Here is a 14195-nt window from a genome sequence, read left to right on the forward strand (position 1 = left end):
GAGCGCGGGGCCACGATCGGGACCGGCGACTCGCCGTTGCGGCCGAACATCGCCTGCAGCAGGTCGGCCTGCTCGGTCTTGGTCGGCAGCCCGGTGGACGGCCCGCCGCGCTGGATGTCGCAGATGACCAGCGGCAGTTCGAGCGAGACCGCCAGGCCGATCGCCTCGGACTTGAGGGCGACGCCCGGACCCGAGGTGGTGGTCACGCCGAGGGACCCGCCGTACGCGGCGCCGAGCGCCGCGCCGACCGCCGCGATCTCGTCCTCGGCCTGGAAGGTGCGCACGCCGAAGGCCTTGTGCCGGGCCAGCTCGTGCAGGATGTCCGAGGCCGGGGTGATCGGGTACGAGCCGAGGAACAGCGGGAGCCCGCTCCGCTGCGAGCCGCTGATCAGGCCGTACGCCAGCGCGCGGTTGCCGGAGATGTTGCGGTAGCGGCCCGCCGGCAGCGCGGCCGGGGCCACCTCGTAGGAGACCTCGAACTCCTCGGTGGTCTCCCCGTAGTTCCAGCCGGCCTGGAACGCGGCCAGGTTCGCCGCGACGATCGCCGGCTGCTTGGCGAACTTCTGCTCCAGGAACTTCAGCGTCTGCTCGGTCGGCCGCTGGTAGAGCCAGGACAGCAGGCCGAGGGCGTACATGTTCTTCGCCCGCTCGGCCTCCTTGCGGCTGAGCGGATGACCATCCAGCGCGCGGACGGTCTGCGAGGTCAGCGCGACCTTGTGCACGCTGAAGCCGTCCAGGCTGCCGTCCTCCAGCGGGTTCTTCTGGTAGCCCACCTTCTTCAGCGCGCGCTCGGTGAACTCGTCGGTGTTGACGATCACCGTCCCGCCGCGCGGCACCGCCGCCAGGTTCACCTTGAGCGCGGCCGGGTTCATCGCGACCAGCACGTCCGGGGCGTCGCCCGGGGTGAGGATGTCGTGGTCGGCGAAGTGCAGCTGGAAGGCCGAGACTCCGGGCAGGGTACCGGCGGGAGCGCGGATCTCGGCCGGGAAGTCCGGCAGCGTGGACAGGTCGTTCCCGAGGAGCGCGGTCTCCTGCGTGAAACGGTCACCGGTCAGCTGCATCCCGTCGCCCGAGTCGCCGGCGATGCGGATCACCACCCGGCTCAGCCGCTGTACGCCCTTGGCCGAAGCCCCTTCGATCACCGTCACAGCTCGACACCCGCCTGCCCGTTAGCGTTACGAACGTTGCACGTCGTGTTAGGACCAGTCTACGCCTGAGCTCCTGTCAGAGGCGCTTGCGTAGGGTGTGTGCGCCCGGCCGGTACGCTTGTGCGACGAGAGGAACCTCAACAGGTATATCGGCTAGGAGCGGAGCGCGGGATGAGCCATACGACCTATTACTCCGCGTATTCGATCGTCGGTATTCTGTTCCTGGTGGGGATCCTTTTCGTGGCCTCCGCGCTCACCGCGAACCGGCTGCTCTCCCCGCTGCGGCCGACCCGGGAGAAGCTGCTGACCTACGAGAGCGGCGTGGACCCGGTGGGCGAGGGCTGGGCGCACACCCACGTGCGTTATTACGTGTATGCCTACCTGTACGTCATCTTCGCGGTCGACTCGGTGTACCTGTTCCCGTGGGCCACGGTCTTCGCCGCGCCGGGCTTCCGGGGCGCCACGCTGCTTGAGATGTTCGTGTTCATCGGATTCCTCGCCGTGGGGATTCTCTACGCCTATAAGAAGGGCGTGCTGACGTGGCTGGATCAGTAGACCTCGGCATCCCCGCGGTGCCCGCGGCCGGGTCCGCGGCCGACACGCGGCAGTTCGGATCAGCCTTCGAGCTCGCACCCAAACCGGTGAAACTGGTCCTGAACTGGGGCCGGAAGTACTCACTCTGGGTGTTCAACTTCGGCCTCGCCTGCTGCGCGATCGAGTTCATCGCCAGCTCGATGGCCCGGCACGACTTCATCCGGCTCGGCGTGATCCCCTTCGCCCCCGGCCCGCGGCAGGCCGACCTGATGGTCGTCTCCGGCACGGTCAGCGACAAGATGGCCCCCGCGGTCAAGCGGCTCTACGAGCAGATGCCCGAGCCGAAGTACGTGATCTCCTTCGGCTCGTGCGCGAACTGCGGCGGGCCGTACTGGGACTCGTACTGCGTGACCAAGGGCGTGGACCAGCTCATTCCGGTGGACGTGTACGTGCCCGGCTGCCCGCCGCGGCCCGAGGCGCTGCTGCAGGGGATCGTGAAGCTGCAGGAGCGGATCGCCAGGGAGGGCACGACCGGTACGACCGGCAAGCCGCCTAAGCTGCCGAGGCCGGTCAAGGCGAAGAAGCCGAAGCCGCTGCCGTCCGCGCCGCCCGTGGTCGAGAGCGGTATGGAGGCCACCGAGCCGTTGCGGCCGGTGGTCGAGGCGACCACGGAGGCGACGACGCAGGTGGTGCCCGTCGTCGAGCAGACGACGGAGGCGACGACGCAGGTGGTGCCTGTCGTCGAGCCGACGACGGAGGCGACGACCCAGGTCGTGCCCGTTGTCGAGCCCGAGCTGCCCACCGAGATCATCGCGCCGCCGCCCGCATCCGAGTCCGCCGAGAACGCGCCGACCCAGCAGTTGCCGGTCGTGCCCGTCGAGGAGGAGGTCCCGGCCGTGGAGCGGACCGCCGAGCTGCCGCCGATCCGCAAGCGGCCGCCGCGCCGGCGCTACTTCCGCGAGTTGCGCAGGGCCCGCGATCACGGCATGGAACTGTTCGACGAGGCCGTCGAGGACCAGGCGTGGGAGCACGATGATGACCGCTGAGGACCTGGCCGTGATCTCCGCCGCGCTCGGCCCGGACGTCGAGGTCACCGAGCAGTTCGGCCGCGTGCTCGCCACCGTGGCCGCCGAGGGCTGGGTCGCCACGCTGACCGCCGCGCGCGACGGGCTCGGCGCCGACTTCCTGGACTGGCTGACCGGCGTCGACGAGCTCGAGGCCGGGTACCTGGTGGCCGCGTTCGTCGTGTCCACCGCGGACCGCGGGCCGGGAAAGCTGGGCAAGGCGCAGGGCTTCATCGTGCGCACGCGCATCCCCAAGGACGAACGGCAGGCCGCGAGGCTCGACACCGCGACCGGCGTGTACCGAGGCGCGGCGTGGCACGAGCGCGAGACCTTCGAGATGTTCGGCATCGAATTCACCGGGCACGACGGGCTCAAGCCGCTGCTGCTGCCGGACGGCTTCGAGGGGCACCCGCTGCGCAAGGACTTCGTGCTCGCCTCGCGGGTCGCCAAGGCGTGGCCGGGTGCGAAGGAGCCGGGCGAGTCCGAGCACACCGCCGCCTCGCCCGGACGCCGCAGGATGCTGCCGCCCGGTGTGCCGGGTGCGGAATGGCTCAAGCCCCATGTGCCGGAGGGTTCGGAATGAGCTCTCTGACCTGGTGGCTCGAGGTCGGGCTGCGCATCGTCGTCATCTTCCTCGTCTTCATGGTGGTCCCGCTCGTCGTGGGCCAGATGGAGCACAAGGCCATGGCGCACATGCAGGGCCGGCTCGGTCCGATGGAGGCGGGCGGCTTCCACGGCTGGGCGCAGCTCGTCGCGGACGGCGTGAAGTTCGCGCAGAAGGAGGCGGTCGTCCCGGCGGCCGCCGACCGGCGCGTCTTCCAGCTCGCGCCGGCCGTCGCGCTCATCCCGTACCTGCTCGCGCTGGTCGTCGTCCCGATCGGGCCGGGTACGCAGGTGGGCGTCGACCTCGACCTCGGGCTGTTCTTCGCGCTCGCCGTCATGGGCGTCGCCGTGCTCGGGCCGCTGATGGCCGGTTGGAGCAGCGCGAACAAGTACTCGCTGCTCGGCGGCCTTCGCTCGGCCGCGCAGCTGATGGCCTATGAGCTGCCGATGCTGCTGGCCGCCGTCTCCGTCGCGATGGCCGCGGGCACGCTCTCGCTGACCGGGATCCTCGCCGCCTGGCACTGGTACTGGATTCCCTGGCAGCTGGTCGGCGGCTTCGTGTTCTTCACCGCCGGACTCGCCGAACTGCAGCGGCCGCCGTTCGACATGCCGGTCGCCGACTCCGAGATCATCTTCGGCGCGTACACCGAGTACACCGGCCTGCGCTTCGCCCTGTTCCTGCTCGCCGAGTACGCCGGAATCGTGCTGCTCTGCCTGCTGACCGCGGTGCTCTTCCTCGGCGGCTGGCACGGTCCGTTCGCGGACCAGCACCTCGGCTGGCTGTGGACGGGCATCAAGACCATGCTGCTGGCCTTCGTGGTGATCTGGCTGCGCGTGAGCTACCCCCGGTTGCGCGCCGACCAACTGCAGAAGTTCGCCTGGACGGTACTCATCCCGCTGTCCCTGGCCCAGCTCGCGCTTACCGGGGTCGTGAGGGTGCTGTGACCGAGAACGAGCAGGAAAAGAAGAAGGCCGTGCCGGGTGCCGGGCTCGTGCAGGGCCTGGCGACCACGCTCAAGAACATGGTCACGCCCGCGCACACGCGGCAGTACCCGGACGTGGCCCCGGAGCTGCCGCCGCGCACCCGTGGCGTGATCGCGCTGATCGACGAGAACTGCACCTCCTGCATGCTCTGCGCGCGCGAGTGCCCCGACTGGTGCATCTACATCGACTCGCACAAGGAGACGATCCCGGCGCCGGCCGAGGGCGGGCGCGAGCGAACCCGCAACGTGCTTGACCGCTTCGCGATCGACTTCTCGCTGTGCATGTACTGCGGGATCTGCATCGAGGTCTGCCCCTTCGACGCGCTCGAGTGGTCGCCCGAGTTCGAGTATGCCGAGTACGACCTGCGTGATCTGCTGCACGAGAAGGACCGGCTCGGCCAGTGGGTCGAGTCGATCCCGCCGCCGGTCGCCCTGGACGACGCGGCCGAGGACCCGAAGGAGATCGCCCTCGCGCAGAAGTCGGCCGCGAAGAAGCAGGCGGCGCTGGAAGCCGCGGCGGAGCCGCCCGCCGAACAGGGGGACGCCGAGTGACGCACGGCTACCTGTCACCAACCGGCGTCGAGATCGCGTTCGTGCTCGTCGGGCTGGTCGTGCTCGGCTCCGGACTTCTCGTGGTCACGATCAAGAACCTGGTCTACGCCGCGCTCTGGCTGCTCGTCTGCATGGGCTCGATCGCGGTCGAATACCTGCTGCTGTCCGCCGAACTGCTCGCCTGGATCCAGGTGCTGCTCTACGCGGGCGCGATCATCGTGCTGTTCCTGTTCGGTCTGATGCTGACCCGCGCGCCGATCGGCCCGACCGAGGAACTCAACGTGCGCAACCGCTGGCCCGCCCTGATCGTCGGGCTGGGCGCCGCAGGGACGCTGGTCACGGTGGTCGTCCAGGCGTATCAGCACACGTGGTTCAACCCGCGCGGCTCCGTGGCGCTCGGCAGCGGCAGGGCCCTCGGCTCGCAGCTGTTCACCTACTGGGTGCTGCCCTTCGAGCTGCTGTCCGTGCTGCTGCTCGCCGCGCTGGTCGGCGCGATCGTGCTGTCCCGGCGCGGGCAGCGGAACGAGGAGGCCGAGGCCTGATGCACGCCGTCTACCCACTTGTCCTCGGCGCGCTGCTGTTCGCCATCGGCCTCTACGGAGTGCTCGCGCGGCGCAATGCGATCGCGGTCCTGATGGCGATCGAACTCCTGCTCAACGCCGTCACCCTCAACCTGGTCAGCTTCAGCGCGATACTGCGCGACCAGTACGGCATGGGGCAGATCTTCACGCTGTTCATCATCACGATCGCCGCCGCCGAGACGGGACTGGGCCTGGCGATCGTGCTGCTGCTCTACCGGCAGCGGGCCACGTCCGACCTCGGCGAGCAGCGGGAGCTGGCCGAACCGGTCGAATCCGTGGACACCGACGAGCTCGAGGTAGCCCGCTGATGAACACCCTCGCCCTGCTCGCCTCGGTGCTGCCTGCCTTCGGCGCCGCCGTCACCTTCGCCGGGGGCCGCGACCTGCGGCACGTGAAGTTCTGGTCCACCGCGCCGGTCGCCGCGGCGCTCGTGCTCACCCTGATCGTGGCGCTCGACCACGGCAGCGGCGGCCCGTCGATCCACACGTACTCGATCGGCACCGCCGGCGCCTTCCACGTCGAGATCGGCACCCGGATCACCGGCCTGTCCGCGCTGACCGCGGTGCTGGTCGCGGGTGTCGCGATGTGCGTTCAGGCGTTTTCGACCACGTACCTCGGCGGGGAGCCGCGCTACGCCTCGTATGCCGCGCTGATCTCGCTGTTCACGGCCGCGATGCTGACGGTGGTGTACTCCGCCGACCTGATCGTGCTGCTGGTCGGCTGGGAGATCATGGGCGCCTGCTCATACTTCCTGATCGGGCATTACTGGGAGAAGCCGGAGGCCCGACCCGCCTCGATCAAGGCCTTCCTGATGACGAAGGCGGGCGACGTCCCGTTCCTGTTCGGCATCATCGCGCTCGGCGTGCAGGCGCACTCGTTCCAGCTCAACGCCGTTCTCGCCGCCGCGGGCAACGACTCGCTGAACCACCCCGGCTGGATCGCGGCGCTGTTGCTGTGCGGCGTTCTCGGCAAGAGCGCCCAGTTCCCGCTGCACTCCTGGCTGCCGGACGCGATGGCCGGCCCGACTCCGATCAGTGCCCTGATCCATGCGGCCACGATGGTCGCAGCGGGCATCTACGTCGTCGCGCTGCTCTACCCGGTCTTCGTGCTGGCCCCCGCGGTGCTGATCGCGATGGCCGTCATCGCGGCGATCACGATGTGCGGCGCGGCCCTGTGCGCGTTCGCCCAGACCGACGTGAAGAAGATCCTCGCCTACTCGACCGTGAGCCAGCTCGCGTACATGCTCGGCGGCCTGGCCGTCGGCGGACGCTCGCAGGCGATCTACCTGCTGCTCGTGCACGGCGCGTTCAAGGCGCTGCTGTTCCTCGCGGCGGGCGTCGTCATCCACCGCATCGGCTCGAACGAGCTGCGCGCGATGGGCGGCCTGCGCTTCCGGATGCCGATCACCTACGGCACGATGACGATCGGCCTGCTCGCGCTCGCCGGGATCCCGCCGTTCTCCGGTTTCTTCGGCAAGGAGGGCGTGCTCGGCGCGGCGTACAACGCGACCGGCGAGTTCGCGGCGCCCGGAAAGATCGTGCTGATCTTCGGGCTCATCACGGCCGGACTCACCGCGGCGTACGCGCTGCGGCTGTGGCTCGGCATGTTCCACGGGCCCTTCCCGGACGCCCCGCGCGAACACGAGGCCAAGGTCGAGGCGCCGCAGGCGGAGCTGATCCCGCTGGTGCTGCTGGCGATCCCGGCCGCCGCCCTCGGCATCGTCGTGCTGTTCGGCACCGGCTTCTCGCGGGTGCTCGGCGGCTGGTACGGCGAGCAGGGCGCCGCGAACGCGGCCGACCTGTGGCCCGGCGGCCTGACCACGTTGATCTCGCTGCTGTTCGTCCTCGGATTCAGCGCCCTGGTCTATCTGGCCTGGCGCAGGGACGAGGAGGCGGACCCGGCCGTGACGCTGCTCGGCCCGGCCCGCGACGTGCTGCTGAACGGCTTCTACTTCGACCGGCTCATCAACGTGGCGCTGGTCGTGCCGACGCGCGCCGCCGCCCGGTTCGTCGGCTACTTCGACACCAACGTCCTCGACGCCTACGTGCGCGGCTCCGGCAGCGGCGCGCGCGGGCTCGGCACGGTGCTGCGGCGAGTCCAGAACGGCAGCATCCAGTTCTATCTCACCTGTCTGTTCCTCGGAGTCGTCATCATGGCCGCCGTGTACGCGTACGTCGGGACGGTGAGCTGAGTGTCCATGGTTTTCGATATTCACAGCCTCGTACTCCTGCGGTCGAGGGAGGAAAGGTAAGTGTCCGCGATCCTCGTACTCCTGCTGGCGATCCCGGCCGCCGGGTTGTTCGCGCTCTACCTCGCGCCGCGCGAGCTCGCTTCGCGGATCGGCGCCGCGGCCGGAGCGCTCACCTTCCTGGTCTCGCTGCTCCTGCTGCCGCTGTTCGACTACTCGGCGGGCACAGGGTTCCAGGGGCAGCTCGACCTGAGCTGGATCCAAGCGCTGGACCTGCGGTTCCACCTCGGTATCGACGGCGTCTCGCTGCCGCTGCTCCTGCTGACCACGCTGCTGACGGCGCTCTGCCTTCTTTATTCAGTCAGGACCACGACCCGCGACGGCCGGGGACGGTCGTTCACCGCGCTGCTGCTGACGCTCGAGGTCGGCATGGTCGGCACGTTCGTCTCGCTGGACCTGCTGCTGTTCTTCATCTTCTTCGAGCTCGTGCTTCTGCCGATGTACGGCCTGATCTCGCACTGGGGTGCCGACGACGCGCACGGCGGCACGACGAAGCAGCAGTCGGCGACGAAGTTCATCCTGTACACGCTGCTCGGCTCGGCCCTGATGCTGCTCGGATTCCTGGTGATCCACGCCAAGACCGGCACCTTCGACATGGTCGCGCTGCAGCAGCGGCACGGCCTCGGCATCACGGCAGGTGCGCAGGGGCTCGCGTTCGTGCTCGCCGGGCTCGGGTTCGCCATCAAGACGCCGATGTGGCCGCTGCACACCTGGCTCCCGGACGCGCACACCTCGGCCCCGACGGTCGGCTCGGTGCTGCTGGCCGGCGTGCTGCTGAAGATGGGCACGTACGGCTTCATCCGCGTCGGCGTCGGCGAGGTCCCGCAGGGGCTGCATCACTACGCCGTGGCGCTCGGCGCGTTCGGCGTCATCGGGATCGTCTACGGCTCGCTCGCCTGCCTCGCGCAGATCCGCGAGGGCGGGGACCTCAAACGGCTGATCGCCTATTCGTCGGTCGGCCACATGGGTTTCACGCTGCTCGGCATCGCGTCGATGACGCAGGTCGGCATCGACGGCGCGCTGTACGCCTCGGTCGCGCACGGCCTGATCACCGGCCTGCTGTTCTTCCTGGTCGGCGGATTCAAGGAGCGTTACGGGACCACGGACCTCTACACGATCGGCCGCGGACTCTACGGCCGCTCCCGGCGTTACGGCGCGCTGGTCGCGTTCGCGGCCGTCGCCTCGCTCGGGCTGCCCGGCCTGGCCGGATTCTGGGGCGAACTCTACGTACTCGTCGGCGCGGCGCGGCCCGGACCCGGCGTCAACGTCACTGCCTTCCACGTATACATGGCGATCGCGGGCATCGGCATGGTGCTGACGGCGGCCTACCTGCTGCTCGTCGTGCGCCGCGTGTGCATGGGCACGGTCACCGACCCGGCGAACGCGGCGGTCCTGGAGCACGACCAGGACCTGACGACGCGTGAGTGGCTGTCCTGGATTCCGCTGGCCGCGCTGACCCTGCTCGCCGGCCTGTGGCCCGCGGTGGTGCTCGCCGCCGCGGATCCGGCCGTCCACCACGTCCTCGGAGCGAGCTGACATGAACCAGAGCATCGACTACGCCGCGATCATGCCGGTGCTGATCGTCGCGCTCGGCGCCCTCGGCGTGCTGCTCACGGACCTGTTCACCCCCGACGAACGCAAGGGCGACCTGGCCTGGCTGACCGCGGGCGTGCTCGTCATCGCGCTGTTCGCGGAACTCGGCCTGTGGATCGGCGGGGTCGCGAACACGCCGCGCCTCACGTTCTGCGCGACCCCCGGCCACACCGGCGTCCTCGGCTGCTCCTACTCCGCCGATCGTTTCTCACTGACCATCCAGACACTGCTGCTCGCCGGAACCCTTCTCACGGTCCTGATGGCGCCGCGCCGCTTCAAGGTCCCGTTCGGCGAGTACCACTTCCTCATCCTCTGCTCGCTCACCGGCGCGCTGGTGATGGCCGCCGCACGCGACTTCATCACGATGACGGTCGGCCTGGAGACGCTCTCGCTGCCCGCCTACGCGCTCGTCGGATTCGGACGCAAGAGCGGCGGCGAGGTCACCGGCGCCGAGGCGGCGCTGAAGTTCTTCCTGATGTCGGTGGCGTCCACAGCGGTGATGCTGTTCGGGATCTCGCTGGTGTACGGCGTGACCGGCTCGGTCTACTTCGCCAACGTGCAGGCCGTGCTGCACGTCACCGGCTACCACGCCTCGATCCTGGCGACCGGCATGGTGCTCACGCTGGCGGGCTTCGCGTTCAAGGTCTCGGCCGTGCCCTTCCACTTCTGGACCCCCGAGGTCTACGTCGGGGCCCCCGTCCCCGTCGCCGCCTACCTCTCCGTCGTCTCGAAGACCGCCGGATTCGCCGGGCTCATCCTCACCCTCGAGATCGCCTTCCGCACCGAAATCCACAACCTGGGGACACTGATCGCGATCCTCGCCGCGATCACCATGACCCTCGGCAACGTCGTCGCGCTACGGCAGCGTTCCGCGGTACGGCTGCTGGCCTGGTCCACGATCGGACAGGCCGGATACGTGCTGGTGCCGCTGGCCGTGACCACCTGGAACGGCACCGACCTGGGCCGCGAGGCGGTCGGCGCGGCGGGGAACCTCGGACCGGCCGTCACCGCGTCGGTCGCCTACCTGGTGTTCTACGCGGCGATGAACCTCGGCGCCTTCGGTGTCGTCAGCGCCCTCGGCGGCACGCTGCCGGGCGGCGGAGAGCTGGCCGACTACCGGTCGCTGAGCAGCCGTCAGCCGCGGGCCGCGTGGCCGCTCGGGCTGTTCCTGCTCTGCCTGGCCGGACTTCCGCCGGGCCTGATGGGCCTGTTCGCGAAGGTGGCCGTCTTCCGCGCGGTGATCTCGGGCGGGCTGACCTGGCTCGCCGTCGTGATGGCCGTCAACGTCGTGATCGCCCTCTTCTACTACCTCCGCTGGGCCGCCGCGCTGTTCGCCCCGGCGACCGGCGACCAGCGCTCGACGCTCTCCCGCTCGATCCCGCTCGGCCCGCGCATCGCGGTCGGACTCGCGCTGGTCGTCACGGTGTTCTTCTCGCTCTACCCCGCCCCCGCCTTCCGCTGAGGCGAGGGTTAAAGTAGCCGACATGGCCAGCAGCATGCCGGGAATGCCAGGGATGCCGGGAGCGGACACTCTTCCGCCACCGGGAGTCTCGTCGTACCTGACCTGGCATCCGGAGCCGTTCTTCCTGGTCGTCTCCATCCTGGTGACCGGCCTGTACGTGTTCGGCGTGCTGCGGCTGCGGCTGCGCGGCGACGCGTGGCCGATCAACCGCACCGTGAGCTTCCTCGTCGGCATGCTGGTCTTCCTCGGCATCACCTGCACCGGCCTGAACGAGTACGGCATGTACCTGTTCAGCGCGCACATGGTGCAGCACATGATGCTCTCCATGGTCGACCCGCTGTTCCTGCTCCTCGGCGCGCCGATCACCCTCGCGTTGCGTGTCCTGCACCCGGCCGGACCCGGCCGCACCGGCCCGCGCGAGGTGATCCTGGCCCTGCTGCACAGCAGGTTCGCGAAGGTCGTCGCCTCGCCGCTGTTCACGCTGCCGCTGTTCGTCGTGAGCCTGTACGGGCTCTACTTCACCTCGCTGTTCGACTTCCTGATGCGCAGCCGCGTCGGCCACGACGCGATGCTGGTGCACTTCCTGGTCGTCGGCCTGCTGTTCTTCTGGCCGGTGATGGGGGTGGATCCGGCGCCGCACCGCTCGCCGTTCGTGATCCGGATCCTCGAACTGTTCGCGGTGATGCCGTTCCACGCCTTCTTCGGCATCGCGATCATGATGTCGAACTCGCTGTTCGAGACCGCGTTCGCGAATCCGCCCGCTTCGTGGGGGCTGACCGCGCTGTCCGACCAGAACACCGCGGGCTCGATCGCCTGGGCCTTCGGCGAGGCGCCGACGATCATCGTGCTGCTGGTTCTCTTCGTGCAGTGGGCGAAGTCCGACCGGCGCGAAGCGAAGCGTAAGGACCGCAAAGCGGACCGCGACGGAGACGCGGAACTCAACGACTACAACGATTATCTGGCCGGGCTGGCTAGACGTAACTCGGGGTCGGCCGCGTAAGCTGAACTCCGTCGGTTCATGCGGGTTCTGAGTTTGCGAGTAAGTGGGGGTGGCGACAGTGTCCATCGAGTTGCCCGGTCCGGTGGTGGACTTCCTCAGCGTCATCGGCATCAACTGGCCGAACGTGGACGAGGACAAGGTGCGCGAGTTCGCCGGCCACGTCCGCGACTTCGCCACCAACCTGGAGTCCACCCACCAGGCCGCGACCTCCACGATCCAGCAGATGCAGGAGTCGTACCAGGGCGGCTCGTACGACCAGCTGGTCGCCGCGTGGGGGCAGATGTCGAACAGCCACATGCAGGACCTGCAGGAGGGCTCGAAGGTCGTCGCCGAGGCCCTGGACGTGGCCGCCGACGCCATCGTGGGCCTCAAGACCGCCGCGATCGCCGAACTCATCGTCATGGCGGCCACGTTCGTCGCCGACCAGGCCGCCGCCGTGCTGACCTTCGGTATCGCCGAAGCCGCGGAGGCCGTGATCATCGCCGCGGGCCGCAAGGTCGTCGACTTCCTCGAGCAGGAGATCATCGGCCAGATCATGGGCCAGGTCATCGGCGCCGCCGTGGTACCGCTGGAGGGCCTCGTCGAGAAGGCCGTGAACGGGCTCACCTTCGCCGCCGTCGGCGCCGTCTCGGGCGGTGCCACCGAGAAGTTCATGCTCGACCCCGCCGGGCTCCAGCCGCACGTGGCCGCGCTGCAGCAGCACTCCGACACGATCGCGCAGCACGCGGCCACCTTCTCGTCGAACGTGTCGAACCTGAACTTCGCGGGCTGATTCAGCCCCGCGCGGTCAGCCCGCGCAGTCAGCTCTCCCGGTCGGCGGCTCCGTACGCCTTCGCGATGGCGTGGAACACTTCCTTGGGCTCCCAGCCGAGCTCCGGGAACGCCGTGCCGCGCGCGCCGTCGGCCAGCGTCTTCACCGCGCCGTAGCCGGCCATGTCCAGATCGTCCCGCGGGTCGCCGTCCGGACTGTGCGTGGCCCGCTCGTTGACGAAGGTGAACCAGAAGGCGCTGTCCACGCCCTCGGCCTCGAAGATCTCAAGCAGTTCGGTCAGGTAGCGCACCTGCTCGCCCTCGTTGCGCTCGTAGACCCCGCCGAGCCGCGGCGGCCGCTGTGACGTGTCCAGGATCGCCCAGCCGAGGCCGCCCTTGTCGGCCGCGCCGCTGTACGTGCACGAGCCGAACTCGGTGATGGCGAGCGGCTTGCCGTGCACGGAGTGGCGGCGCAGTTCCTCGCTGAAGGTCGCGACATTGTTCGCGTCGCGGTACGCGTCCACGCCGACGTAGTCGAAGCGCCGCCAGTCGATGAACTCCCACGTGCCCGACGCGTAGCTCAGCTTGCCGCCGAACTCCGCGCGCACGGCGTCGACCACTTCGCTCAGGAAATCGCTGAGTGCGCGGCCGATCTGGCCGAGCCGCGACCAGACGGCCGGTCCTCCGTTGGCCAGCGTGTCGATGCGCTCGAAGCTGTTCGCGCCGTCCAGGAAGCCGTGGTCGAACAGCGTCATCTCGCAGCCGGTCACCAGCACCACCTCGGCGCCGGTGAGCCGGACTCGCTCGGCCCGACGCGCGCAGTCGGCGAAATACGGCAGCAGCTCCTCGCGGGTCTTCTCGCACGGAAACGGCGCGTACCAGACCTCGAGCCCGGCCTCGGCGGCGTGTCGCGCGGCGACCTCCAGCCGCTCCGGGTCGCCGCCGGAGATCCGCACGGCCGTGCAGTGGAGTTCGTCGGCGATGATGCGCAGTTCGCGTCGCGCCGTCTCCGGATCGAAGCCGGGGCGCGAGTCCTCGCCGCCCGGGAAGAAGCCGGTGTCGTAGTTGATGCCCTTGCCCCGCATGGTCTTTCCCCCCTCGTTGAGTCGCTCAGTGTCGCTCAGTGACGCACGTGCAGGTGCCCCGGCTCCGGAAACTTCGGCGGATGCGGCGGCAGTTGCTCCGCAAGCTCGAAGCCCAGCTTCTCGGCGACGCGGCAGGAGGCGTCGTTGCCGATCGTATGGATGAGCTCGAAGCGGGAAACCGGCGCTCCGTCCGCCGCCCACTGCTCGGCCGCCCACGGCAGCGCCGCCTCGACCGCTCGCACCGCGATGGAAAGGCCGCGCGCCTCGGATGCCGTCCAGTAGCCGACTTCGGCGGCACCGGGTGCGTCGCTGATGCGGCTGATTCGTTTGACGGAGACGCTGCCGACGGGTTCCGACTCGTCGGCCGAAGTCACAGCGGTCGCCGCAGTCACCGCGAATACGAAGCGTGTGCCGTCAGCCCACTCCTCTTCCTGGTGAGCGATCGCGTCCCGCGCCTGCTCCTCGTCCTCGATATGCCTGAGAAGCCAACGGCGCATGCCCGGGTCGGCGTGCGCCTTCACGAGCGCCGGGACGTCGCGTGGCAGCCAGGGGCGGAGCGTGAGTGTGTTGTCGGCGCTGCGGATTTCCATCA

Annotated in this window: 14 protein-coding genes and 1 pseudogene; 12 read left to right on the plus strand and 3 right to left on the minus strand. The window is 69.3% G+C overall.

Features of this window, described 5'->3' with window-relative positions; all coding sequences use genetic code 11:
• The coding region (locus VG296_RS05825) for a 2-oxoacid:acceptor oxidoreductase family protein (protein ID WP_325563859.1) at nt 1-1148 on the minus strand (1148 nt) is incomplete at its 3' end.
• A 171-nt stretch (nt 1149-1319) separates the two neighbouring features.
• Between VG296_RS05825 and VG296_RS05830 the strand changes: the two genes are divergently transcribed.
• The 12 genes and pseudogenes from VG296_RS05830 to VG296_RS05885 all read left to right on the plus strand — a co-directional run bounded on the left by VG296_RS05830 (nt 1320) and on the right by VG296_RS05885 (nt 12540).
• Nucleotides 1320-1703 (plus strand): NADH-quinone oxidoreductase subunit A, encoded by a 384-nt coding sequence (locus tag VG296_RS05830; protein ID WP_325563861.1) that lies wholly within the window; start codon nt 1320-1322, stop codon nt 1701-1703.
• An 8-nt stretch (nt 1704-1711) separates the two neighbouring features.
• Nucleotides 1712-2210: pseudogene (locus VG296_RS32735) on the plus strand (NADH-quinone oxidoreductase subunit B); the annotation flags it as partial.
• A 507-nt stretch (nt 2211-2717) separates the two neighbouring features.
• Nucleotides 2718-3329 (plus strand): NADH-quinone oxidoreductase subunit C, encoded by a 612-nt coding sequence (locus VG296_RS05840; RefSeq protein ID WP_325563866.1) that lies wholly within the window; start codon nt 2718-2720, stop codon nt 3327-3329.
• Nucleotides 3326-4294 carry a complex I subunit 1/NuoH family protein gene (locus VG296_RS05845; protein WP_325563868.1) on the plus strand — a complete coding sequence of 323 codons (969 nt, stop codon included), beginning with the start codon at nt 3326-3328 and terminating at the stop codon, nt 4292-4294. The genes VG296_RS05840 and VG296_RS05845 overlap by 4 nt, the downstream gene beginning before the upstream one ends.
• A gap of 77 nt (nt 4295-4371) precedes the next feature.
• Entirely contained in the window at nt 4372-4884 is a 513-nt protein-coding gene (locus tag VG296_RS05850; protein ID WP_349259471.1) for a 4Fe-4S binding protein, read from the plus strand.
• The gene (locus VG296_RS05855) at nt 4881-5426 is read left to right on the plus strand and encodes an NADH-quinone oxidoreductase subunit J (protein WP_325563872.1); all 546 of its coding nucleotides are present in this window, start codon (nt 4881-4883) and stop codon (nt 5424-5426) included. Before VG296_RS05850 ends, VG296_RS05855 begins: the two co-directional genes overlap by 4 nt.
• Nucleotides 5426-5773: an NADH-quinone oxidoreductase subunit NuoK gene (gene nuoK, locus VG296_RS05860; protein WP_325563874.1), complete on the plus strand. Its 348-nt coding sequence runs from the start codon at nt 5426-5428 to the stop codon at nt 5771-5773. The genes VG296_RS05855 and nuoK overlap by 1 nt, the downstream gene beginning before the upstream one ends.
• Nucleotides 5773-7656, plus strand: coding sequence for an NADH-quinone oxidoreductase subunit L (locus VG296_RS05865; protein ID WP_325563876.1), 1884 nt, complete (start codon nt 5773-5775; stop codon nt 7654-7656). The genes nuoK and VG296_RS05865 overlap by 1 nt, the downstream gene beginning before the upstream one ends.
• Before the next feature lie 60 nt (nt 7657-7716).
• Nucleotides 7717-9249, plus strand: a complete 1533-nt coding sequence (locus tag VG296_RS05870) for an NADH-quinone oxidoreductase subunit M (protein WP_325563878.1) — start codon at nt 7717-7719, stop codon at nt 9247-9249.
• A gap of 1 nt (nt 9250) precedes the next feature.
• Complete coding sequence (locus VG296_RS05875; protein ID WP_325563880.1) at nt 9251-10768, plus strand: NADH-quinone oxidoreductase subunit N; 1518 nt, start codon at nt 9251-9253, stop codon at nt 10766-10768.
• Nucleotides 10769-10790: 22 nt separating this feature from the next.
• The gene (locus VG296_RS05880; RefSeq protein ID WP_325563882.1) at nt 10791-11768 is read left to right on the plus strand and encodes a cytochrome c oxidase assembly protein; all 978 of its coding nucleotides are present in this window, start codon (nt 10791-10793) and stop codon (nt 11766-11768) included.
• 49 nt (nt 11769-11817) lie between these two features.
• Nucleotides 11818-12540 carry a WXG100 family type VII secretion target gene (locus VG296_RS05885; RefSeq protein ID WP_325563883.1) on the plus strand — a complete coding sequence of 241 codons (723 nt, stop codon included), beginning with the start codon at nt 11818-11820 and terminating at the stop codon, nt 12538-12540.
• Nucleotides 12541-12568: 28 nt separating this feature from the next.
• Here VG296_RS05885 and VG296_RS05890 read toward each other — a convergent pair whose 3' ends face one another.
• Together VG296_RS05890 and VG296_RS05895 are read right to left on the minus strand one after the other, a co-directional pair.
• Nucleotides 12569-13603 carry a hypothetical protein gene (locus VG296_RS05890; RefSeq protein ID WP_325563885.1) on the minus strand — a complete coding sequence of 345 codons (1035 nt, stop codon included), beginning with the start codon at nt 13601-13603 and terminating at the stop codon, nt 12569-12571.
• 35 nt (nt 13604-13638) lie between these two features.
• On the minus strand, nt 13639-14193 hold the full coding sequence (locus VG296_RS05895) for a GNAT family N-acetyltransferase (RefSeq protein ID WP_325563922.1): 555 nt from the start codon (nt 14191-14193) through the stop codon (nt 13639-13641).
• Nucleotides 14194-14195 lie beyond the last annotated feature (2 nt).

Source organism: Actinospica sp., from assembly GCF_035552695.1.
Lineage (GTDB): Bacteria > Actinomycetota > Actinomycetes > Streptomycetales > Catenulisporaceae > Actinospica.

Bases quoted from the DNA above. Each gene is read 5' to 3' on its own strand.
- VG296_RS05880 (WP_325563882.1), top strand. From the start codon at position 10,791: ATGGCCAGCAGCATGCCGGGAATGCCAGGGATGCCGGGAGCGGACACT.
- VG296_RS05830 (WP_325563861.1), top strand. From the start codon at position 1,320: ATGAGCCATACGACCTATTACTCCGCGTATTCGATCGTCGGTATTCTG.
- nuoK (WP_325563874.1), top strand. From the start codon at position 5,426: ATGCACGCCGTCTACCCACTTGTCCTCGGCGCGCTGCTGTTCGCCATC.
- VG296_RS05850 (WP_349259471.1), top strand. From the start codon at position 4,372: ATGGTCACGCCCGCGCACACGCGGCAGTACCCGGACGTGGCCCCGGAG.
- VG296_RS05875 (WP_325563880.1), top strand. From the start codon at position 9,251: ATGAACCAGAGCATCGACTACGCCGCGATCATGCCGGTGCTGATCGTC.
- VG296_RS05845 (WP_325563868.1), top strand. From the start codon at position 3,326: ATGAGCTCTCTGACCTGGTGGCTCGAGGTCGGGCTGCGCATCGTCGTC.
- VG296_RS05890 (WP_325563885.1), bottom strand. From the start codon at position 13,603: ATGCGGGGCAAGGGCATCAACTACGACACCGGCTTCTTCCCGGGCGGC.
- VG296_RS05865 (WP_325563876.1), top strand. From the start codon at position 5,773: ATGAACACCCTCGCCCTGCTCGCCTCGGTGCTGCCTGCCTTCGGCGCC.
- VG296_RS05895 (WP_325563922.1), bottom strand. From the start codon at position 14,193: ATGGAAATCCGCAGCGCCGACAACACACTCACGCTCCGCCCCTGGCTG.
- VG296_RS05840 (WP_325563866.1), top strand. From the start codon at position 2,718: ATGACCGCTGAGGACCTGGCCGTGATCTCCGCCGCGCTCGGCCCGGAC.